Source organism: Cyanobium sp. A1C-AMD, assembly GCF_024346495.1.
Classification (GTDB): domain Bacteria; phylum Cyanobacteriota; class Cyanobacteriia; order PCC-6307; family Cyanobiaceae; genus Cyanobium_A; species Cyanobium_A usitatum.
The window spans coordinates 17,496-39,085 of record NZ_JAGQDB010000009.1; the positions used below are offsets into that span (position 1 = coordinate 17,496).

Consider the following 21,590-nt stretch of genomic DNA (forward strand, 5'->3'; position numbering starts at 1 on the left):
GTACGGAATCCGGGAGGCATATGGGCGGGTAGGTCGAGCGCTCCGGCCCCCCAATTCAGAGCCGGGCGATTGCGGCCTTGGCGTCCTTGATGTCCTGCTTGCGCCGCTCCTCGTGACGCTTGTCGTGCAGCTTGCGGCCCTTGGCCAGACCGATTGTCAACTTGATCCAGGAGCCCTTGAGATGCAGGTTCAGGGGAATCAGGGTGAGGCCTTTTTGATCTAGGCCAATCCGCAATTTGTCAATTTCGCGGCGGTGGGCCAGCAATTTGCGCACCCGCAACGGCTCGTGGTTAAAAAATGCGCTGGCATGGCTGTGGGGCGAAATGTGCACGTTGTGCAGCTGCAGTTCTCCCTTGCGAATCAGGCAGAAGCCATCGCGCAGGTTTGATTGCCCGGCCCGGATCGACTTCACCTCGGTGCCAAATAGCTCCAGGCCACACTCCAGGGTTTCCAGAATTTCGTATTGATGCCGGGCAAAGCGGTTGTCAGCCAGCAGCTTGTTGGCGGCATCGCGCTGGGCCTTAGCGCTCTTCTTGCCCCCGCCCTTGGCCATCGCTGCTCCGCAACCGTCCCCTTGATCTCCCGACCCTAGGGAGCCCCCGGTACCCTCGCTGCATGGCCATCGTCTCCTCGGGATCTTCGGCGCCCCGCGGCCGCCCCAGCCGCGACGAGCCACCAGCGCGTCTTGTGGATCCCGCTCCCGTGCTCGAGGAGCTCCCCTCTGTAGCCAGTGGCCTGCCCCGGGAGGACAGTCTCCGTCCCAAGCGCCTTGCCGATTACATCGGCCAGAGCGAGCTCAAGCAGGTGCTGGCCATCGCGGTGGAGGCCACCCGCGCCCGCCAAGAGGCCCTCGACCACGTGCTGCTCTACGGCCCACCGGGCCTGGGCAAAACCACCATGGCTTTGGTGCTGGCTGAGGAGTTGGGCGTGCGCTGCCGCATCACCAGCGCCCCGGCCCTAGAGCGCCCTCGCGACATCGTTGGCCTGCTGGTCAACCTGCAGCCCCATGAGCTGCTGTTCATCGATGAGATTCATCGGCTCAACCGGGTGGCTGAGGAAATTCTTTATCCAGCGATGGAGGATTACCGCCTCGATCTCACCGTGGGTAAGGGCACGACGGCCCGCACCCGCAGCCTGGATCTGCCCCCTTTCACGCTTGTTGGCGCCACCACTCGGGCCGGATCGCTGAGTTCACCGCTGCGGGATCGCTTCGGCCTGATTCAGCGGCTTGAGTTCTACGGACTCGATGAGCTTCAGCAAATTGTGGAGCGGGCTGCTGGCCTGCTCCAGATCAAGCTGGAGGGTGGGGCCGCCTTGGAAGTTGCCCGCCGCTGTCGCGGCACCCCCCGCATTGCCAATCGCCTGCTGCGTCGGGTGCGCGATGTGGCATCGGTGCGGGGCCATGGCCGCATCGGCGCGCCCCTAGTTGCGGAGGCCCTAAGCCTGCATCGCGTTGACGACCGCGGCCTCGATGCCAGTGACCGGCGTTTGCTCACCTTGATGCTCGAGGGCTACGGCGGCGGCCCCGTGGGCCTCGACACCCTGGCTGCCGGTCTCGGCGAAGATTCCTCCACCCTCGAAGCGGTGGTGGAGCCCTACCTGTTGCAGCTGGGTTTTCTGCAGCGCACCCCCCGGGGCCGGCTGGTTACCCCGGCGGGCCGCAACCACCTGGGCTGGCCGGCTAATGCGGCCGCATGACCAGCAGCCAACAATGATTCCTACGTTGTTTTCCTTGCTGCTGGGCCTGCAGCTGCTGCTGCCCCAGCTATTTGATCAGGCCCTCAGCGCCAGCCGGCAGGGGCGCTTTGATGAGGCTCTACCCCTCTGGAACCAGGTGCTGGAGGTGGCCCCGGACGATGCGGCGGCCTGGAGTAATCGCGGCAATGTGCAGCTCGCCCTGGGCGATCCCCGCGCTGCCATTGCTGACCAGACCAAGGCGATGCAGCTCGACGGCGAGAGCCCCGATCCCCACCTCAATCGCGGCACAGCCGAGGAGGCCCTGGGCCAGTGGGCTGCCGCCGAAGCCGACTATCGCTGGATCCTGGAGCGCGCCCCCAGCGATGAGGGTGAACCGCGCGCCTCGGCCCTCTACAACCTCGGCAACGTGCAGGGCTCCCTGGGTGACTGGCAGGAGGCGCGCCGTTGCTTTGAAGCCGCTTCCCTAGCTAGGCCAGGCTTTGCCATGGCCCGCTCCAGTGCCGCCCTGGCGGCCTTCCAGCTGGGCGATCGCGCTGAGGCCGAGCGGCAGCTGCGCAACCTGATCCGCCGCTATCCCCTGTTTGCTGATGCCCGAGCTGGTCTCACCGCCCTGCTCTGGCAGAAGGGGGCTCGCGGTGAGGCCGAAAGCAACTGGGCCGCGGCCTCCGGCCTCGATCCCCGCTACCGGCAGCAAGAATGGTTGCTTGCGACGCGGCGTTGGCCCCCCGAGCCGGTGGAAGCTTTGGCGCAATTCCTCGCTTTGGCCCCTTGAACGATGGCCCTCTAATGACGGCAACACCCTGCAGCTGGAATTGGCAGGCCCTGGGGCTTGAGCAGGCCTTGGCCGAGGTGCTGCCGGAGCTGATCCAGTTGCGGCGTCATATCCATCGCCATCCCGAGCTAAGTGGCCATGAGCAGCAGACCGCTGCCCTGGTGGCAGGTGAGCTGCGGCGCTGGGGTTGGCAGGTGCGCGAGGGTGTCGGCCGCACCGGCGTGCTGGCGGAGTTGGGGCCAGAGCAGGGGCTTGATGGCTTGCCCGCCCCCCTGGTGGCCCTGCGGGTGGATATGGATGCCCTGCCTGTGGAGGAGCGCACCGGCCTCGACTACGCCTCCACCCAGCAGGGCCTGATGCATGCCTGCGGCCACGACCTGCATACCGCCGTGGGGCTGGGGGTGGCCTACCTGCTGGCGGAGCTTGCCGAGCGCCACCCCGAGCTGTTCACGGCCAGGGTGCGGCTGTTGTTTCAGCCCGCTGAGGAAACGGCCCAGGGGGCGGCCTGGATGAAGGCCGATGGCGCCATGGACGGCGTGGCAGCCCTGTTTGGTGTGCACGTGTTTCCCAGCCTGGCGGCGGGCACGATCGGCGTGCGCAGCGGCAGCCTTACGGCGGCGGCCGGTGAGCTGGAGGTGGAGGTGCTGGGCGAGGGCGGCCACGGCGCCCGGCCCCACCAGAGCACTGACGCCATTTGGATTGCGGCGCGGGTGGTGAGTGGTCTGCAGGAGGCGATCAGCCGCCGCCTTGATGCCCTGCATCCGGTGGTGGTGAGTTTCGGGCGGATCGAGGGCGGTAAGGCTTTCAACGTGATCGCCGACCATGTGCGCCTGCTCGGCACGGTGCGCTGCCTCGACACCGACGTGCACGCCCAGCTGCCAGGGTGGATCGAAGACACGGTGCAGGCCCTCTGCCGCGGCCATGGCGGCGAGGCCCGGGTCCGCTATCGGGTGATTTCACCGCCCGTGCACAACGACCCTGCCCTCACCGAGCTGGTGGCGGATGCTGGGGTGGAGCTGCTCGGCCGCCAGCAGGTGCAGTGGCTCGAGCAGCCGTCTTTGGGAGCAGAGGATTTCGCTGAACTGCTCGATGGCATCCGCGGCACCATGTTTCGGCTGGGGGTGGCGGGGCCTCAGGGCTGCACGCCGTTGCATAGCAACAGCTTCGCTCCCGACGAAGCGGCCCTGCCGGTGGGGATTGGCGTGCTCACCTTGAGCCTGCTGCGCTGGATGGAGCGGCGCCCGTGAGGCAAAGGCCCTGGCTGCGGGGGTTGCTGGCCCTCTCCTCGCCCCTGTTGATCCTGCTGGCATTGCTTGTGCTGCTGCAGCGCCGCGGCGTCGATCGGATTCCAGCCCTGCCAGCTCTGCTGATCGGCACGGGCCTGCTTGTTACCAGTGCGGTGGGCCGGCGGCGACGACGGCGTGAGCTGCTGGCGGCCCTGCGCCACGATGGCGATGTATGAACAATCCCTCTCCCGATCTTGCGGCCCTGCGTGAGGCCATTCTTTGCGGAGACCCCAGCCGGGCCATGCCCGCCCTGGTGGGTTTGCGGGAGGTGCCGGTGGAGCAGGCCGTGCCCTTACTCCTGCTCGGGCTGGAGCAGAGCATGTTCATGGTGCGCTCGCTCAGCTGCGCCGGCCTTGGGGTGAAGCAAAACGAGGCCGGCTGGCAGGCGCTGGTGGCCTCGATGCAGGGCGATGAGGACGCCAATGTGCGGGCCGAAGCTGCTAACTCCCTGGTGAGCCACAGCCTTGAGCGGGCCTGGCCCCTGCTGCGTGATGGGTTTGCAGCCGATCAGCAGTGGCTGGTGCGCTGCAGCATCCTTTCGGCTCTTGCTGAGCAGCCAGCCATTGATCCGGCCTGGTTGCTGGAGCTGGCGTCGATGGCGATCACAGACGCTGATGGCACAGTGCGGGTGGGCGGCGCCGAGATCCTGGCCCGCTTGGTGCGGGAGCAGGGCACTCCCGAGGCCCGGGTCCTGTTGCAGCAGCTTCAGGCCGACCCCGACCACCGGGTGGTGGCCGCGGCGCTCAATGGTCTGCAGAGCTAGGTTGGATGGGTCACTAGGGGTGCCCCGCTGCCGGCCTTAATCAGTTGTGCAGCTTCGGGCTGAGATCACACCCTCCGAACCTGATCCGGGTCATGCCGGCGCAGGGAAGTGGAATTGGATTGTGAAACCACTCTCAGGCTGCGCCCCGCCCTATCTGCAGCCTCAAATGCGTAGCGCCTGGATTGAGAAGCGTCGCGGCACCGCGAACTATTCCCAGATGTATTACGCCCGCCAGGGCGTAGTGACTGAAGAGATGGCCTATGTGGCCAAGCGGGAAAACCTGCCCGAATCGTTGGTGATGGAGGAGGTGGCTCGGGGACGCATGATCATCCCGGCCAACATCAATCACCTCAATTTGGAGCCGATGGCGATCGGCATCGCCAGCCGCTGCAAGGTGAACGCCAATATCGGCGCCTCTCCCAACGCTTCCGATCTCGATGAGGAGGTGGCCAAGCTGCGCCTAGCTGTGAAGTATGGCGCCGACACGGTGATGGATCTCTCCACCGGCGGCGTCAACCTCGATGAGGTGCGCACGGCGATCATTAATGCCTCGCCGGTGCCGATCGGCACCGTGCCCGTATATCAGGCGCTCGAGAGCGTGCACGGCTCAATCGAGAAGCTCGACGCCGACGACTTCCTGCACATCATCGAGAAGCACTGCCAGCAGGGCGTTGACTACCAAACGATTCATGCCGGCCTGCTGATTGAGCACCTGCCGCTAGTGAAGGGTCGCCTCACCGGCATCGTGAGCCGCGGTGGCGGGATCTTGGCCCAGTGGATGCTTTATCACCACAAGCAGAACCCCCTGTTCACCCATTTCGATGACATCATCGAAATCTTCAAGCGCTACGACTGCAGCTTCTCCCTTGGGGACTCCCTGCGGCCGGGTTGCCAGCACGACGCCTCCGACGCCGCCCAGCTGGCTGAGCTCAAAACCCTTGGCCAGCTAACCCGCCGCGCCTGGGAGCACGATATCCAGGTGATGGTGGAGGGTCCGGGCCATGTGCCGATGGATCAGATCGAATTCAACGTTAAAAAGCAGATGGAGGAGTGCAGTGAGGCCCCCTTCTATGTGCTGGGCCCGCTGGTCACAGACATCGCCCCCGGTTACGACCACATCACCAGCGCCATCGGTGCGGCGATGGCCGGTTGGTATGGCACAGCGATGCTCTGCTATGTGACCCCCAAGGAGCACCTGGGCCTGCCTAATGCCGAGGATGTGCGTGAAGGCTTGATCGCCTACAAGATCGCTGCCCACGCTGCCGACATCGCTCGTCACCGCCCCGGTGCCCGCGACCGCGACGACGAACTCAGCCGGGCTCGCTATGCCTTCGATTGGAACAAGCAGTTTGATCTATCCCTGGATCCTGAGCGGGCTCGCGAGTATCACGACGAAACTCTTCCTGCAGATATCTATAAACAGGCCGAGTTCTGCTCGATGTGTGGCCCCAAGCACTGCCCAATGCAAACCAAGATCACTGATGAGGATCTGGAAGGGCTTGAGCAGGTGCTGGCGGAGCAGAAAGCAGGAGCTGAGGCTGGGGCTGCGGTAGTGGTGTGAGATCACCCTGCTTGGGGTTCACGGTTCTGTTAGTTGACATAAAAAAAGCCCCGCCGTTAGGCGGGGCTTTTCAGTCTCTGTTGAATCAGCCCAGCGACTTGGCTGTTGCCACCACGTTGTCGACGGTGAAGCCAAACTTCTCGAGGCAGACCGGGCCGGGAGCGGATGCGCCGAAGCGGTCGATCGAGATGCAGGCGCCATCGAAGCCGGTGTATTTGTGCCAGCCGAAGGAGCTGGAGGCTTCCACCACAACGCGCTTGCGTACGGCGGCGGGCAGCACGCTTTCGCGGTAGGCGGCATCCTGCTCTTCGAACAGCTCGATGCAGGGCATCGAAACTACCCGCACGTTCTTACCTTCGGCGCGCAGCTGGGCTGCGGCTTTCGTGCAGAGCTCCAGCTCGGTGCCGGTTCCGATCAGGATTAGTTCCGGGGTGCCATTGCTGTCCTCCAGGATGTAGCCACCTTTGGCCACATGGGCTGCAGCCGAACCAGGCTGGTTGGCCATGGCTTGGCGGCTGAGGGCCAGCACGGTGGGGCGCTTGCGGTTGGTGACAGCAACTTGATAAGCACCCATGGTCTCGTTGCCATCGCCGGGGCGCATCACCAGCAGGTTGGGGATGGCGCGCAGGTTGGCGAGGGTTTCCACCGGCTGGTGGGTGGGGCCGTCTTCGCCCAGACCGATCGAGTCGTGGGTGAGCACGTAGATCACTCCCAACTCGCTCAAGGCCGAAAGGCGCATGGCGCCGATCATGTAGCCAGCGAAAACCAGGAAGGTGCCGCCGTAGGGGATCAGGCCGCTGCCGTGGTAGGCGATGCCATTCATGATCGCCGCCATGGCGTGCTCGCGCACGCCGAAGTGCAGGTAGCGGTTGGCTTCGGCACCCTTCTGGAAGCTCGCCTCGCCTTTGATATCGGTGAGGTTGGAGTGGGTGAGGTCGGCCGAGCCGCCAATTAGCTCGGGCAGGTTGGGGCCGAAGGCGTTAAGGGCGTTGTAGGAGTGCATGCGGGTGGCCAAACCCTTGTCTTCTGGGCTGAAGCTCGGCAGGGAAGCGTCCCAACCCTGGGGCAGCTCGCCGCGAAGCTGGCGCTCGAATTCAGCCGCTTCAGCGGGGTACTGGCTGCGGTAGGTGGCCAGGCTGGCGTTCCAGGTGGCTTCAAGTGCTTCACCGCGGCTGATCGCTTGGCGCCAGTGGTCGTAGGCATCCTGGGGAACCTCAAATTCGCCGTAGCTCCAGTCGAGGGCTTTGCGGGTGAGCTCTGCTTCGTCGGCGCCTAGGGCTGCGCCGTGAACTCCAGCGGTATTGGCCTTGTTTGGCGAGCCGTAGCCGATTGTGGTGGTCACCTTGATCAAGCTGGGCTTGTCGGTGACGGCCTTGGCTGCCTCGATGGCTTGGGCAATGGCGGCCACATCGGTGTTGCCATCCTTGACGTGGATGGTGTGCCAGCCATAGGCCTCGTAGCGCTTCAGCACGTCCTCGGTGAAGGAGACCGAGGTGTTGCCGTCGATGGTGATGTGGTTGTCGTCGTAGAGGGCAATCAGCTTGCCCAAGCCCAGGTGGCCGGCCAGGGAGGCGGCTTCACCGCTCACGCCTTCCTGGTTGCAGCCGTCGCCCATGATCACGTAGGTGTAGTGATCAACCAGGTCGCAGCCGGGCTTGTTGAACTTGGCAGCCAGGTGCGCTTCGGCGATAGCCAGTCCCACGGCGTTGGAGATGCCCTGGCCCAGGGGGCCGGTGGTGACCTCAACGCCGGGGGTTTCGAAGGTTTCAGGGTGACCAGGGGTGCGGCTACCCCACTGGCGGAATTGCTTGATGTCTTCGATGGTCACCGAGTCGTAGCCGGTGAGGTGCAGCAGCGCGTAAAGCAACATGCAGCCGTGGCCAGCCGAGAGCACGAAGCGGTCCCGGTTGAACCACTTGGGGTTCTTGGGGTTGTGCTTAAGCACCTTGTCCCACAGGGCGAAGGCCATCGGGGCGCAGCCCATGGGCAGGCCGGGGTGGCCCGAATTGCTCTTATTGATCGCGTCAATCGCTAAGAAGCGGATGCTGTTGACGCAGAGCGATTCAACGGATGTGGAGGGAGCGGCGACCATGGCTAAGGCAGGTGGGGGAGTGGGAGGAGGAGGCTCACGCCATGCGGCGGAACGCCAGGCAGACGTTGTGACCGCCAAACCCGAAGGAATTGGAGAGCACCACGTTGAGGGTGTGTTCCCTGGCCTGGTTGGGAACCACATCCAGATCGCAGGCCGGATCCGGATTTTGGTAATTGATGGTAGGTGGCACCAGGTTGTGCTCAATAGCCAGCACCGCTGCGACCGCCTCGATGCCGCCGCTGCCTCCAAGGAGGTGGCCGGTCATCGATTTCGTGGAGCTCACGGGTATCTGGTAAGCCCAATCCCCGAGGGCACTCTTGATGGCGGAGGTTTCGTTGCTGTCGTTGGCCTGGGTGCTGGTGCCGTGGGCATTGACGTAGTCGACGGCTTCTGGCTCAAGCCGGGCATCCTTGAGGGCAAGACGCATGGCTTCAGCACCGCCAACCCCCCCCGGGGTAGGTGAGGTGATGTGGTGGGCGTCGCAGGTCATGCCGTAGCCCACCACCTCCGCCAGGATCTGGGCACCGCGAGCCTGGGCGTGCTCCAGGCTCTCGAGCACAATCACCCCGGCGCCTTCGCCGATCACGAAGCCGTTGCGCTCGGCGTCGAAGGGGCGACTGGCCGTGGTGGGATCGTCGTTGCGGAAGGACAGGGCCTTGGCGCTGGCAAATCCCGCTACCCCCAGAGGAGTAATGGCCGATTCGGCACCACCAGCGACCATCACGTCAGCCAGGCCCAGCTGGATCAGCCGGTAGGCATCACCGATGGCATTGGAGCCGGCGGCGCAGGCGGTGGCTACCGCGCTGCTGGGTCCCTTGGCGCCAAGGGCAATGGCCGTTAGGCCAGTCGCCATATTGGGGATCATCATCGGGACGCAGAACGGACTCACCCGATCGGGGCCCCGATCTTTGAGAACGTGGGCCTGGGTTTCCATCATCAGCAGGCCTCCAACGCCGGAGCCAATGGCTGTGCCCACTCGGTGTTGGTTGGACTCATCAATGGTGAGGCCCGCATGGGCGACAGCTTGCTTGGCGGCGATTACCCCAAACTGGCAAAAGCGATCCCAGCGCTTGGATTCCTTTGGCTCTAGCCAGCCGGAGGGGTCAAAATCTTTAACTTCAGCTGCGAAGCGACAGGCATGACGACTGGCATCAAAAAGAGTGATGCCCGCCACGCCGTTGCGCGCCGTGCTCAGACCCTCCCAGTAGCTGGAGACGTCGTTACCGATCGGTGTGATCGCGCCGAGACCGGTGACGACGACGCGCTGGAGACCCTGCACCATGGGGTGGCTCAGGCCTGCTTGTCCTGAATGAACTTGACGGCATCGCCAACGGTGGTGATGCCTTCTGCAGCTTCGTCAGGGATTTCGATGTCAAAGGCTTCTTCCAGAGCCATTACCAACTCGACGGTGTCGAGGGAATCGGCACCCAGATCATTCTGAAAGTTTGATTCGGGCTTCACTTCCCCAGCGTCAACGCTGAGCTGCTCGGCAACGATCGAGCGCACTTTCTCGTAGATCGCTTCCTGGGACATGGCCGCTGTGAGAGTCGATGCACTCTACGGGTCACCCCGCTGGGCTCCCCCCGGCGTATGAACAAGGGTGACGGGCTGCGGGCTCCTTTGCTGTGGGTCCGGAGGCTGTGGGTACGTTGGGTTCCACGCCGTTTGTTCCCGGCTCAGGCCCATGTCCCACGCCGTCAAGATTTACGACACCTGCATCGGTTGCACCCAATGTGTGCGTGCCTGCCCACTCGACGTGCTCGAGATGGTGCCCTGGGATGGCTGCAAAGCCGGCCAGATCGCATCCTCTCCCCGCACGGAAGATTGCGTCGGTTGTAAGCGCTGTGAAACCGCTTGCCCCACCGACTTCCTGAGCATTCGCGTTTACTTGGGCGACGAAACCAGTCGCTCGATGGGCTTGTCCTACTGAAGATCATTGGCGCTAATGCCAATAAGCTCAAGCCCGGCCCTTCGCCGGGCTTTTTTGTTGCGCTCCTCGCTGGCCCAGGCCTATGTGCGGCATCGTTGCCCTGATTGGATCGCGGGAGGCGGCTCCCCAACTGCTGGAGGGGCTGCGCCAGCTGGAATATCGCGGCTACGACTCCGCCGGTATTGCCACGGTTGATGGGGCTAGCCTCCATTGCCTCAAGGCGGAGGGCAAACTTGTCAATCTCACGACCCGCTTTGAGGCCCAGGGAGCTCCCGGCCAGTGCGGCATTGGCCATACCCGGTGGGCTACCCACGGCAAGCCGGAGGAGCGCAACGCCCACCCCCACCTCGATGGCTCTGGCCGTTTGGCGGTGGTGCAAAACGGCATCATCGAGAACTACCGCGGCTTGAGGGAGGAGCTGCAATCGCAAGGGGTGCTGTTCCGCTCCGAGACCGATACGGAGGTAATTCCCCACCTGCTGGCTCGGGAGCTGGATCGCCGCCGGGCGGCAGGTGAGCAGGCTTCAGCGGTGCTGCTACTGGCTGCTTTGCAGTCGGTGTTGCCGTTGCTGCAGGGGGCCTATGCCCTGGCGGTGGTGTGGGCAGAGGCCCCTGGCGCCCTAGTGGTGGCCCGTAAGGCTGCGCCCCTGCTGATTGGGCTGGGGGAGGGAGAGTTTCTCTGCGCCAGCGACACCCCTGCCCTGGCGGGCTTCACCCGCACTATTTTGCCGATGGAAGACGGCGAGGTGGCCCTGCTCACCCCGCTGGGCATCGAGCTTTATGACGCCGCGGGCCAGCGTGTTCAGCGCAGCCCCAGCCTGCTTAGCGGCACCGAGCACGTGGCGGATAAGCGCAGCTTCCGCCATTTCATGCTCAAGGAGATCCACGAGCAGCCTGAAACGGCCGCCCTTTGGGTGGCTCGGCACCTGCCAGAGGTTGTGGAAGGGGAGGCGACTCCATTGGTGGCACTACCTCTGGCGGCTGAGGTGTTTGAGGGTGTGGAGCGGATCCAGATCCTGGCCTGCGGCACCAGCCGCCACGCCGCCCAGGTGGGCGCCTATCTGCTGGAGCAGCTGGCTGGTATCCCCACAAGCGTTTTTTATGCCAGTGAATTTCGTTATGCGCCGCCGCCGCTTAGCCCCCACACGCTCACGATCGGCGTGACCCAGTCGGGGGAAACCGCCGACACCCTGGCGGCCCTGGCGATGGAGCAGGAGCGTCGCCGGCTAGTGGCCGATCCGGCCTACCGGCCGCGGCTGCTGGGCATCACCAACCGGGCAGAAAGCTCCCTGGCCCGGATGGTGGACCACATCCTTGACATTGGCGCCGGCATTGAGGTGGGGGTTGCGGCGACCAAGACCTTCCTTGGCCAACTGCTGGCTTTCTACGGGTTGTCCCTGGCATTTGCGGAGCGGCGAGTGGGCCAGCGGCAGGGTGGCGTTAGCTCGGGCCGCAGCCGCGAGGAGCTCAAGGCGCTGGTGGCCCAGTTGCGCCAGTTGCCCCAGCAGCTGGAGGCCCTGGTGGCAGACCACGACCAGCGCTGCGCTTCCCTGGCCCACCGCTTTGAGGGCACTCAGGATGTGATCTTTCTGGGCCGTGGCATCAACTACCCGATTGCCTTGGAGGGTGCGCTCAAGCTCAAGGAGATCAGCTACATCCACGCCGAGGGCTATCCGGCCGGCGAGATGAAGCATGGGCCGATCGCCCTGCTTGATGCCAAGGTGCCTGTGGTGTCAATCGCCATGCCAGGTGCGGTGTTCGACAAGGTGCTCAGCAATGCCCAGGAGGCCAAGGCCCGCGATGCCCAGCTGATCGGTGTGGCACCCGAATGCCCTGACGCTGAGTTGTTTGATGTCTTGCTGCCGGTGCCGGCGGTAGACGAGCTACTCAGCCCGCTGCTAACTGTGATTCCTATGCAGTTGCTCAGCTATCACATTGCCGCCCACCGGGGCCTGGATGTGGACCAACCCCGCAACCTGGCCAAGAGCGTCACGGTTGAGTGAGGGTTGGCGCGGGGGTTGGAGCTGGGCTGGCGTCGCTGCGTCCGTAGCGATCTTCAAAGCGGACTATGTCGTCTTCGCCTAGGTAGGGTCCGCTCTGCACCTCGATCAGCTCCACCGGAATCTTGCCAGGGTTGGAGAGGCGGTGGCGGCAACCCAGGGGGATGTAGGTGCTCTGGTTTTCGCCTACCAGCTCCCTGCCACCATCTTTTTCCACTACCGCCGTTCCCTGCACCACGATCCAGTGCTCGGCGCGGTGGTGGTGCATCTGCAGCGACAGGCTGGCTCCGGGGTTGACCACGATCCGCTTCACCTGCCAGCGCTCACCCTCGGTGACGCCGTCGTAGGAGCCCCAGGGGCGGTAGATCTTGCGGTGGGCCTTGCTCTCTGGTGCCCCTTCCCTCTCCAGCCGCCCCACTATTGCTTTGACCTCCTGGGCTCGGTCGCGGTGGGCTACCAGCACGACGTCATCGGTTTCCACCACCACCAGATCCTCTACACCGAGTCCCACCACCAGCCGATGCTCGCTGCGTAGATAGCAATTGCTGCTTCCCTCGCTGATCACCCGGCCCCGCAGCACGTTGCCGTCGCTGTCTTGATCGGCGGTTTCCCACAGGGCGCTCCAGCTGCCCACATCACTCCAACCTGCCTCCAGGGGCAACACGGCGCCGCGGTCGGTGCGCTCCATCACCGCCACATCCAGCGCCACGCTGGGGCAGCTGGCAAAGGCCTCCCGCTCCAGCCGCAGAAAGTCGAGATCGGCGCTGTCGTGCTCCAGCGAGGAGCGGCAGGCGCTCACAACCTCAGGCGCCAGCCGCTCCAATTCGGCCAGGATCGCGCTGGCCTTGAACAGGAACATGCCGCTGTTCCAGGTGAAGCGCCCCGTCGCAAGAAATTGCTCCGCGGTGGCCCGATCCGGCTTCTCCACAAACCGGGCGATTGGTACCGGTTCGTTGGCACCGAGCAGCGACTGGGCGGCTTCGATGTAGCCGTAGCCGGTTTCTGGCGCCGTGGGCACGATTCCAAACGTCACCAGCTGGCCGGCTTCAGCTGCTGCCATCCCCGCAGTCACCGTGGCGCGGAAGGTGGCGGCATCACGGATCACGTGGTCTGCCGCCAGCACCAACAGCAGGGGATCTTCCCCATGGGCGGTGGCCTGCAGCGCTGCTACCGCCACCGCCGGAGCGGTATTGCGGCCGACCGGCTCCAGCAGGATCGCTTGGGGCTCCACGCCGATCTGGCGCAATTGCTCGGCCACGATGAAGCGGTGGTCTTCATTGCAGATCAGCAGAGGAGCCCCTAAACCCGGCAAACCCGCCAGGCGCTGCTGGGTCTGCTGCAGCAGGGTGTCTTCTCCCGTGCTTGCCAGGGGCCAATACTGCTTGGGGTAACTAGCTCTCGACAGCGGCCACAGCCGCGTGCCCGTGCCGCCGCACAGGATCACCGGCACAAGTGCACTGCTTGGGGAGCTAGGGCTATTTGCCATGGACCGGACTGGGTTGAACCCATTCAAGGTCACCTTTGGCTAACCAGCAAACGGCAGCCTTCTAAGAGTCGCCTAAAGCTCCAGCAGCCCGGGGGGCGGGGTGATGCCGATCCAGCCTTCCTCGAGATGGACTTCTGGCACGATCGCAGTCACGAAGGGGATAAGCAGTCGCCGCGGGCCATCGGGGGTTTCCTGCTCTACCTCCAGCAGGTCGTTGCCAGCGTGGATCAGATTGCGAACCTTGCCAATGGGCCTTTGATCCTCCAGCAGCCGCACTTCGGTGCCCACCAGGTCGAGCAGGTGAAATTCACCTTTGGCCAGCTTGGGGCGGTCGGCTAGGGGTACCAGCAACTGGTCACCCACCAGGGCTTCGGCCGCTTCCCGGCTGTCGATGGCGGCGAGTCGCACCACAAACAGTTCCTTGCCTGGCAGTTGCCTGCCGCTCAGCAGCTCTACCTGCCGCGGCGCCTCTTCCCGCCGCTGCAACCAGCGCCGCCCGGCTCGGGTGAACCGCTCCGGGAAATCGCTCATGGGCAGCACCCTCAGCTCGCCCTGCAGCCCTTGGGCTGACACCACTTTGCCGACCACAAGTAGATCGTCGGGGGCAGGAGTGGCGATCTGGCTGCTGCTGGTTTGATCGGCCATGGCCAGCTACTTCCCGCGTCACCCGATAATGGCCCTACGCCTCGCTCAAATCATGGCCGACCTGCCGATCCTGCCGGGCTCCACCGTGGTGGTGCGTGACGGCCGCTCGATTTACAACGGCTACCGCGGCTTCGTGCAACGGATCAGCGGTCAGCAGGCCGCCGTGCTGTTTGAGGGCGGCAACTGGGACAAGCTCGTCACCATGCCGCTCAAGCTCCTGGAGCAGGCTTGATCACCGCGAGGGCGGCCCGGGCTGCCTCCTGTTCGGCGCTGCGCCTTGAAGGCCCCCAGCCGGTACGGCTTGCCTGGCCCGCAATCGTCACGCTGCAATGAAAGCGGCGCGGGTCAGCGTGGACTTGGCTGCGCTCCTGGCAGTCGTAGTGCGGCAGGCCCAGCCCGGCCGCCTGGGTCCACTCCTGCAGGGCCGACTTCCAGTTGTGGCGGTCCGGATCGGCCAGCAATTCGCTGCTGCTGCGCTGCCAGTGGGGAGAGAGCCAGCGGTGCACCGGCTCCAGTCCGCCCTGGCCGGCGCCCCAGGCTTCATAGAGGCCACCTAGGAGGGCTTCACAGCATTCAGCCCGCACAGTGGCCCTTCCGGCCTGATCACCACTGGCCATTGGGCCTAGGTGCAGCACGGATTCGATCTTGCAGTGCTCGCCCAGTTCGGCCAGCCAGCGGTCGCTTACCAATTGGGCTCGCAGGGCAGAGCAGCGCCCCACGCTCAGGTTTGGATAGTGCCGTTGCAGAAACTCCGCTGCGGCTAGGCGCAGCACGGCGTCGCCGAGGAATTCCAGGCGCTCGTGGTTGCCGGCCAGACCCGCTGAGGTGTGGCTGAGGGCCTCCTCTATGGGGGCAAGGTCACGGTCGCCAATCTCCAGGCCCAGGGAGCGCAGGAAGGCAACCAGCTGCTGGTGGCGTTCGGGCCGCATGGGCTGGCGGGGAAAAAGTGGTGAAAGCAGGACGTAAGCCGGGTTCTGTTCTCCCACCAGCGAGCCGGTGGGGGGTGATCATCTGTCTGGGACCGCCGTTGCCGGCGGCCTCGAGCGGCGCACTTGAAACGGGACGGGTGTCATGGCCAACCGTTGTCCCTGGGCCTTGCTCCTAGCTGGGGTTTACCTAGCCAGCACCTCTCGATGCTGCTGGTGCGCTCTTACCGCACCCTTGCACCCTTACCTGTGCGGGGGGCGAGCCCCCTGCCATCGGCGGTGTGTTTCTGTGGCACTGTCCTCACGGTCACCCGCACTGGGCGTTACCCAGCAAGCCTGGCCATTGGGGAGCCCGGACTTTCCTCAACCAAGCGCTCCAGCTGCCTCCGTGGAGGTGCCGCAGCCCTGATCGCGATCACCTCGCCTGCTTTCGCATTCCATAATGCCGACACGGACGTCTTGCGGGATGGCCGGGATGGGGCTGTAGCTCAGCCGGATAGAGCGACGGTTTCCTAAACCGTAGGTCGTGGGTTCGAGTCCCGCCAGCCCCGTTCTTTAAAAGCCCAGTCACGCGATGAAGCTTCGCCAAGCCAGCCTTCACGGCTTGGGGTAGCGAGCGCTACAGGTGGTGCCCTACCCATTCGCAGCACCGGGGCTAGCGTGGTCCAAGTCGTTTGACCGCGATGACCCAGCTTCACGATCTGCGTCTGCGTCTGCTGGTGCAGCAGGAGAGCGAACGCATCGCCGATAGCCAGCCCGATGAGCTCGACCTTTCGGTGGTTCAAGCCCGCTGCCTTTGCTGGCTGGCCCTGCTAGCTGAGGCTCACGAGGAGCAGGCCACCGACGCTGAGCGCAGTGGTGATACCGAGCAAGCCATGGGCTGGTTTGCCGATTCGATGCGGCTGCGCGACGTAATCAACGTGGTGACCTCGATCGAGATCCCCTTGGCGGCGTGAGTGCCATGATGGGGATTGAGATCCAAAGGGAGTGCGGTGCCAGAAGAGCCCTGCCAATGCCCTGATTGCCAACGGTTCTATCGGGAACATGACCGATTGATCCGTGAAAACCCCACCCTGCGTCAGCAGCAGGAGCTTAATTGGGCTGCGCTGCAATCTTTTCGCACCCTGGCAGGCCGGGTGATGGAAGAGTTGCAAAAGCAGCAGGAGGCCACGGAAGCTGCCGCCAGTCCGGCCAATGCCGCTCCTGGCGGCCAAGGGGCAGGTACAGGGGCTGTTGAGGATGAGGGCGCTGAGCCCGATGCCTTCCAGCAGGCCATGGCGGACCTGGAAAACATCAATGCCCACCTCTTCTCCATTGAGGCGCTGATGGAGCGCATCTTTGACGTGCGGGTGCCCGACGAGGTGGAGCAAAAGTTTCGGGAAGTGGCCGGTGAGCTGGCCCCTGATCCGCTTAATGCCGATCGCCTAAGGCTGAATCGGCTGCTCCACCAAACTCCAGACCTGCCCGGTTAGACCATCTCCCTGCTCAGTCCAGCTCGCAGGTGATCGTGACAGGGAAGCTTTCGGCTTTCCAGATCCGCTCGGCGTAGTCGCGGATTGAGCGATCTGAAGAGAAGAAGCCACTGCGGGCTGAATTCAGCAACGACATGCGGTTCCAGCGACCCCTGTCGGCCCAGGCCAGGTCGACCTCGGACTGGGCCCGCAGATAGTCGTTGAAGTCGGCCAGCACGAAGAAGGGATCCCGGCCGGTGAGGTTTTGCAGCAGCGGCCTAAATAGGTCGCCATCCCCATTGCTGAAGTGGCCCTGCTCCACCAGTCGCAGGATCTCGGCCAACTCGGGCATTCCCCCGATCAGCTCCCAGGGGCGATAACCCGACTGGGACAGCTCGGAAATCTCCTCAGCGGTCTTGCCAAACAGGAAGAAGTTTTCCGCCCCCACCTGTTCGCGGATTTCCACGTTGGCGCCATCGAGAGTGCCGATGGTCAGCGCCCCATTCATGGCGAACTTCATGTTGCCGGTGCCGGAGGCTTCCTTGCCGGCGGTGGAGATCTGCTCCGAGAGGTCGGAGGCGGGATAAACCCGCTCACCCAGCTTGACGTTGTAATCAGCCAGGAAGATCACCCGCAGCCGGCCCTCCATGTCGGGGTCTGCGTTGATCGTTTCGGCGATGCCGTTGATGAAACGAATAATTAGCTTGGCCATGTAGTAGCCGGGTGCCGCCTTGCCGCCGAAGATCACCGTGCGCGGGGCCATACCCTCAGCCTGACCATTTTTGATGCGCAGGTACTGGGCCACCACCTGTAGGGCGTTTAGGTGCTGGCGCTTGTATTCGTGGATCCGCTTCACCTGCACATCGAACAGGGAGGTGGGATCGACCAGCACACCCGTGTGGCGATGGATGTAACGACTCAGCTGGCCCTTAACGCCCAGCTTGGTGGCCTCCCAGCGCTCGAGGAAGCTGCTGTCGTCGACAAACTGCTCCAGGCGGCGCAGCTCATCGAGGCGGTTAATCCAGCCGGTGCCAATCGATTCATTCAGTAGGGCCGAAAGCTGCGGATTGGCCAGGGCCACCCAGCGCCTCGGGGTGACGCCGTTGGTGACATTGGTGAATTTCTCGGGCCATAGGGCCGCGAATTCTGGAAACAGCTCGGTTTTGACCAGTTCGCTATGCAGGGCTGCTACGCCGTTGACGTGGTGGGAAGCAACGGTGGCCAGATTGGCCATACGGACGGCTTTGTCGCCCTCCTCATCGATGATCGAGACCTTGCGTAGGATCTGCTCGTTGCCCGGATATTTCAAACGCACCTGTTGCAAGAAGCGGCGGTTGATTTCGTAGATCAGCTCCAGGTGGCGGGGTAGCAGGGAGCCAAATAGCCCCAAGCCCCACTTCTCGAGGGCTTCCGGCAGCAGGGTGTGATTGGTGTATGAGAGCGCGCGACTGGTGATGTTCCAGGCGACCTCCCAGTCCAGGTGCTTGTCGTCGAGTAGCAGGCGCATCAGCTCCGCCACGGCGATGGCCGGGTGGGTGTCATTTAGCTGCACCGCCCAGTGATCGGGGAAATCCGTGATTGGGAGGCCGCGGGCATCGAGGTTGCGGATCATGTCCTGCAGGGAGCAGCTCACGAAGAAGTGCTGCTGCTTCAGGCGCAGGCGCCGACCCTCATCCGTGCCGTCGTTGGGATAGAGCACCTTGGAGAGGGTCTCGGAGCCCACCTTTTCCTCTACGGCGCCGTAATAGTCGCCGCTGTTGAAGGCATAGAAGTCAAACGATTCGGCGGCATCGGCTCGCCACAACCTCAGCCGGTCGCAGGTGTTAACCCGGTACCCAAGCACCGGCACGTCGTGGGGAATGCCGATGGCGTGCTCTGCCGGAATCCAGCGCACCCGGTAGGTGCCGTGCTCATCGCGGTAGCTCTCGGTGTGGCCACCGAAGCCCACGAAGCAGGCTTGATCGGGGTGGGGTAGCTCCCAGGGCCAGCCGCTCTTGAGCCACTTATCGGTGATTTCCACCTGCCAGCCATCGCGAATCAGCTGGTCAAAAATGCCGAATTCGTAGCGGATGCCGTAGCCGGTGGCTGGGATTTCCAGCGAGGCCAGCGACTCCAGGAAGCAGGCCGCCAGCCGCCCCAGGCCTCCGTTGCCCAGGCCAGGCTCCTCTTCGACATCGAGGATCTCGTTGATGTCGTTGATGCCGAAACGGCGCAAGGCTTCTGCCGCTTCTTGCTGGATGCCCAGCATCAACAGGTTGTTGCCCAATTGGGGCCCGATCAGAAATTCAGCGGAGAGGTAGGCCACCACTCGAGTCGGGGTGGCACTGAGCGCTTCAATGCCAGCCAGGTATCGGGTCATCAGCCGGTCGCGCACCGCGTAGCTGAGGGCCATGTAGAGGTCGTGGCGGCTGGCCGTGGGGGCGAGCTTGCCGAGCGTGTAAAAAAGGTGTTCGGTCATGCCGTCGAACACGTTTTCGGCGGTCAGACCACTGCGATCTGGGTCGGCGTAGCAGCCCGGGGTGGGCAGACGCAGGTTGCTGGGTTGGAGGTCGCTCATTTGAGTGATTCTCCCGCATGGGCCGCTGCAGGCAGTGGGTTCCATCGCCAGTTGGTGACATCTTCCGCATCCATGCCGTGCTCATGGGCGTGGGCCCGGTTGGCCAAAATCGCCTCCTTCATGCGCTCTTTGACGTGGGCAGCGCGGGAGCCCAGGCCCGCAACCCGGTCAATCACATCAATAACCAAGTTGAAGCGGTCGATCTGATTGTTCATCGCCAGCTCCAGAGGGGTGTTGATGTTGCCTTTCTCCTTATATCCGCGCACATGGAAGTTGACGTGGTTGGTGCGGTGGTAGGTGAGTCGGTGGATTAGCCACGGGTAGCCGTGAAAATTGAAGATCACAGGTCGATTCGTGGTGAACAGGCTGTTGAAGTCCCGATCACTGAGGCCGTGGGGGTGTTCGCCCGGAGTGGTGAGAGCAAATAGCTTCACCACATTGAGCACTCGAATTTTTAGGCTCGGGATCTCACGCCGCAGAATTTCAACTGCGGCAAGGGTTTCCTTAGTAGGGATGTCGCCAGCGCAGGCCATCACCACATCAGGCTCATCTGGTTCGGTGCCGCATTCGTCGTTGCTCGCCCAGCTCCATAGGCCGATGCCCTTGGCCACGTGGGCCCGGGCCTGCTCCAGAGTTAGATATTGCAGGTGCTTCTGTTTGTCAGAAACGATGATGTTGCACACATTCGTTTCCTGTAGCGCCTGTTCAGCTACCGCCAGCAGGCTGTTGGCATCGGCCGGCAGGTAGACCCGCACCACCTCGCCACTTTTGTTGCCGGCGAGATCGATGAAGCCAGGATCCTGGTGGGTGAAGCCGTTGTGGTCTTGGCGCCACACGGTGCTGGAGATCAGACAGTTCCAGGGGGAAATCGGCGCGCGCCAGGGGGCGTGGTGAATGCAGGATTCCAGCCACTTGGCGTGTTGGTTGAACATCGAGGCAATCACATGGGCGAAGGCCTCATAGGTGTGGAAAAAACCATGGCGGCCGGTGAGTAGGTAGCCCTCCATCATTCCCACCAAGGTGTGTTCGCTCAACATCTCGACAACGCGGCCGCTGCGGGAGAGTTCGCTGCCGTTGAGGTCTTCCGGCAGAAATTCCTCCATCCACACCTTTTTACTGATCTCGTAGATGGCTTGCAGCCGGTTGGAGGCGGTTTCATCCGGTCCGAACACGCGCACGGAATCGGGGTTCAGGGCAATTGCATCGCGCAGCAGCTCTCCCAGGGGAGCGGTGTTTTCGGCCTCGTGCTGGCCCGGTTGCTCAACGGGCACGGCATAGGTATGGACCGGCGGCAGATTCAGGCGCCGGCGCAGCAGCCCACCGTTGGCATGGGGGTTGGAGCCCATGCGGCGCTGGCCACTTGGCGAGAGGGCGCGTAGCTCGGGTAGCAGGCTGCCCTGCCCATCAAAGAGTTCGCCAGGGCGGTAGCTATGCAGCCAGGCCTCGAGTTGCCCTAGCTGGGCCGGGTCTCGCTTGGGATCGGGCAGGGGCACTTGGTGGCTGCGCCAGAAGCCTTCCAGCTTTTTGCCATTCAGCTCCGCCGGCCCTGACCAGCCCTTAGGCGATCGCAGCACGATCATGGGCCAACGGGGCCGGTTGACGTTGCTGGGATCGCCGCTGCGGCGGGCCTCCGCCTGCACCTCTTGAATACGGTTTATGGCGCTGTCCATGGCGGCTGCCATGGCTTGGTGCATCGCCATCGGCTCGCTGCCTTCCACAAACAGGGGCTCCCAGCCGTAGCCCCGCATCAAGCTGGCGAGCTCCTCCCTGGGGATGCGTGCCAGCAGGGTGGGGTTGGCGATTTTGTAGCCGTTGAGGTGCAACACCGGCAGCACGGCGCCGTCGGATGCGGGGTTGAGGAACTTGTTGATGTGCCAGCTGGTGGCCAGGGGCCCGGTTTCCGCCTCGCCATCGCCGACGCAGGCCAGGGCGATCAGGCTGGGGTTGTCGAACACCGCTCCGCAGGCGTGGGAGAGCACGTAGCCCAGCTCGCCGCCCTCGTGAATTGAGCCAGGGGTTTCGGGTGTGCAGTGGCTACCGATGTGGCCGGGGAAGGAAAACTGCTTAAGGAAGCGCTGCATGCCGGCAGCATCCGTCGACTTGTCGGGATAGATCTCGCTGTAGGAGCCGTCGAGGTAGGTGGGCGCCAGCACCCCAGGGGCGCCATGGCCCGGGCCCGACAGATAAATCATGTCGAGGTCGTGGGACCGGATCACCCGGTTGGCATGGGCCCAGATGAAGGATTGACCCGGGCTCGAGCCCCAATGCCCCAGTAGCCGACTTTTTATATGGGCAGGTTGCAGCGGTTCGCTCAGCAGGGGGTTGTCCTGCAGGTAGATCATCCCCACCGCTAAATAGTTGGCGGCTCGCCACCAGGCATCAAGACGCTGCAGTTGCTCTGCCATTACCCGCGTCATCTACTCG

The 21,590-nt window shown here is 63.8% G+C and carries 20 protein-coding genes, 1 tRNA gene, 1 other RNA gene and 1 riboswitch; of the genes, 12 read left to right on the plus strand and 10 right to left on the minus strand.

What is annotated here, in order from left to right; genetic code table 11:
* Positions 1-55 precede the first annotated feature (55 nt).
* Positions 56-553 carry an SsrA-binding protein SmpB gene (gene smpB, locus KBY74_RS02985; protein WP_254929619.1) on the minus strand — a complete coding sequence of 166 codons (498 nt, stop codon included), beginning with the start codon at positions 551-553 and terminating at the stop codon, positions 56-58.
* 62 nt (positions 554-615) lie between these two features.
* On the opposite strand from smpB, the gene ruvB reads away from it, so the two are divergent.
* The 6 genes from ruvB (at position 616) to thiC (ending at position 6,080) form a co-directional block, all read left to right on the plus strand.
* On the plus strand, positions 616-1,698 hold the full coding sequence (ruvB, locus tag KBY74_RS02990) for a Holliday junction branch migration DNA helicase RuvB (protein WP_254941443.1): 1,083 nt from the start codon (positions 616-618) through the stop codon (positions 1,696-1,698).
* A gap of 13 nt (positions 1,699-1,711) precedes the next feature.
* On the plus strand, positions 1,712-2,470 hold the full coding sequence (locus tag KBY74_RS02995; protein WP_254941444.1) for a tetratricopeptide repeat protein: 759 nt from the start codon (positions 1,712-1,714) through the stop codon (positions 2,468-2,470).
* A 14-nt stretch (positions 2,471-2,484) separates the two neighbouring features.
* On the plus strand, positions 2,485-3,717 hold the full coding sequence (locus KBY74_RS03000; protein ID WP_254941445.1) for an amidohydrolase: 1,233 nt from the start codon (positions 2,485-2,487) through the stop codon (positions 3,715-3,717).
* Positions 3,714-3,932, plus strand: coding sequence for a DUF3188 domain-containing protein (locus KBY74_RS03005; protein ID WP_241518347.1), 219 nt, complete (start codon positions 3,714-3,716; stop codon positions 3,930-3,932). The genes KBY74_RS03000 and KBY74_RS03005 overlap by 4 nt, the downstream gene beginning before the upstream one ends.
* On the plus strand, positions 3,929-4,519 hold the full coding sequence (locus KBY74_RS03010; RefSeq protein WP_254941446.1) for a HEAT repeat domain-containing protein: 591 nt from the start codon (positions 3,929-3,931) through the stop codon (positions 4,517-4,519). Before KBY74_RS03005 ends, KBY74_RS03010 begins: the two co-directional genes overlap by 4 nt.
* 5 nt (positions 4,520-4,524) lie before the next feature.
* A riboswitch (TPP riboswitch) is annotated at positions 4,525-4,643 on the plus strand.
* Positions 4,644-4,685: 42 nt separating this feature from the next.
* Positions 4,686-6,080, plus strand: coding sequence for a phosphomethylpyrimidine synthase ThiC (gene thiC, locus KBY74_RS03015; protein ID WP_254941447.1), 1,395 nt, complete (start codon positions 4,686-4,688; stop codon positions 6,078-6,080).
* 85 nt (positions 6,081-6,165) lie between these two features.
* Here thiC and tkt read toward each other — a convergent pair whose 3' ends face one another.
* The 3 genes from tkt to acpP are packed head-to-tail and all read right to left on the minus strand — an operon-like array spanning position 6,166 to position 9,705.
* Positions 6,166-8,172, minus strand: a complete 2,007-nt coding sequence (gene tkt / locus KBY74_RS03020) for a transketolase (RefSeq protein WP_254941448.1) — start codon at positions 8,170-8,172, stop codon at positions 6,166-6,168.
* A 34-nt stretch (positions 8,173-8,206) separates the two neighbouring features.
* Positions 8,207-9,454 (minus strand): beta-ketoacyl-ACP synthase II, encoded by a 1,248-nt coding sequence (fabF, locus tag KBY74_RS03025; RefSeq protein ID WP_106632932.1) that lies wholly within the window; start codon positions 9,452-9,454, stop codon positions 8,207-8,209.
* An 8-nt stretch (positions 9,455-9,462) separates the two neighbouring features.
* Positions 9,463-9,705, minus strand: a complete 243-nt coding sequence (gene acpP / locus KBY74_RS03030; protein ID WP_106632933.1) for an acyl carrier protein — start codon at positions 9,703-9,705, stop codon at positions 9,463-9,465.
* Between the two features lie 151 nt (positions 9,706-9,856).
* Here acpP and psaC point away from each other — a divergent pair, with 151 nt between their 5' ends.
* Both psaC and glmS read left to right on the plus strand, forming a co-directional pair.
* Positions 9,857-10,102 carry a photosystem I iron-sulfur center protein PsaC gene (gene psaC / locus KBY74_RS03035; RefSeq protein WP_006042515.1) on the plus strand — a complete coding sequence of 82 codons (246 nt, stop codon included), beginning with the start codon at positions 9,857-9,859 and terminating at the stop codon, positions 10,100-10,102.
* An 82-nt stretch (positions 10,103-10,184) separates the two neighbouring features.
* Positions 10,185-12,104, plus strand: coding sequence for a glutamine--fructose-6-phosphate transaminase (isomerizing) (glmS, locus tag KBY74_RS03040; RefSeq protein ID WP_254941449.1), 1,920 nt, complete (start codon positions 10,185-10,187; stop codon positions 12,102-12,104).
* Here the strand turns inward: glmS and KBY74_RS03045 are convergent.
* A complete protein-coding gene (locus tag KBY74_RS03045; RefSeq protein ID WP_254941450.1) occupies positions 12,091-13,587 on the minus strand; it encodes a mannose-1-phosphate guanylyltransferase/mannose-6-phosphate isomerase in 1,497 nt (498 codons plus the stop codon). The two genes, glmS and KBY74_RS03045, sit on opposite strands and share 14 nt — an antisense overlap.
* Positions 13,588-13,659: 72 nt before the next feature.
* Positions 13,660-14,232, minus strand: a complete 573-nt coding sequence (rimM, locus tag KBY74_RS03050; protein ID WP_254941451.1) for a ribosome maturation factor RimM — start codon at positions 14,230-14,232, stop codon at positions 13,660-13,662.
* A gap of 52 nt (positions 14,233-14,284) precedes the next feature.
* On the opposite strand from rimM, the gene KBY74_RS03055 reads away from it, so the two are divergent.
* Complete coding sequence (locus KBY74_RS03055) at positions 14,285-14,464, plus strand: NAD(P)H dehydrogenase subunit NdhS (protein ID WP_106632954.1); 180 nt, start codon at positions 14,285-14,287, stop codon at positions 14,462-14,464.
* On the opposite strand, the gene KBY74_RS03060 is transcribed toward KBY74_RS03055, so the two are convergent.
* Positions 14,442-15,161, minus strand: coding sequence for a ribonuclease III family protein (locus KBY74_RS03060; RefSeq protein WP_254941452.1), 720 nt, complete (start codon positions 15,159-15,161; stop codon positions 14,442-14,444). The two genes, KBY74_RS03055 and KBY74_RS03060, sit on opposite strands and share 23 nt — an antisense overlap.
* Positions 15,162-15,179: 18 nt before the next feature.
* An RNA gene (gene rnpB / locus KBY74_RS03065) (RNase P RNA component class A) lies at positions 15,180-15,590 on the minus strand.
* 45 nt (positions 15,591-15,635) lie between these two features.
* On the opposite strand from rnpB, the gene KBY74_RS03070 reads away from it, so the two are divergent.
* From KBY74_RS03070 to KBY74_RS03080, 3 genes are all read left to right on the plus strand, one after another.
* Positions 15,636-15,709 (plus strand) — tRNA-Arg (locus KBY74_RS03070).
* A gap of 132 nt (positions 15,710-15,841) precedes the next feature.
* Entirely contained in the window at positions 15,842-16,114 is a 273-nt protein-coding gene (locus tag KBY74_RS03075; protein WP_106632938.1) for a hypothetical protein, read from the plus strand.
* Positions 16,115-16,150: 36 nt separating this feature from the next.
* Positions 16,151-16,630: a hypothetical protein gene (locus tag KBY74_RS03080; protein WP_254941453.1), complete on the plus strand. Its 480-nt coding sequence runs from the start codon at positions 16,151-16,153 to the stop codon at positions 16,628-16,630.
* Between the two features lie 13 nt (positions 16,631-16,643).
* Here the strand turns inward: KBY74_RS03080 and KBY74_RS03085 are convergent, their stop codons facing one another.
* Positions 16,644-19,166, minus strand: coding sequence for a glycogen/starch/alpha-glucan phosphorylase (locus KBY74_RS03085; protein WP_254941454.1), 2,523 nt, complete (start codon positions 19,164-19,166; stop codon positions 16,644-16,646).
* A complete protein-coding gene (locus tag KBY74_RS03090) occupies positions 19,163-21,571 on the minus strand; it encodes a phosphoketolase (protein WP_254941455.1) in 2,409 nt (802 codons plus the stop codon). The genes KBY74_RS03085 and KBY74_RS03090 overlap by 4 nt, the downstream gene beginning before the upstream one ends.
* Positions 21,572-21,590: the final 19 nt, after the last annotated feature.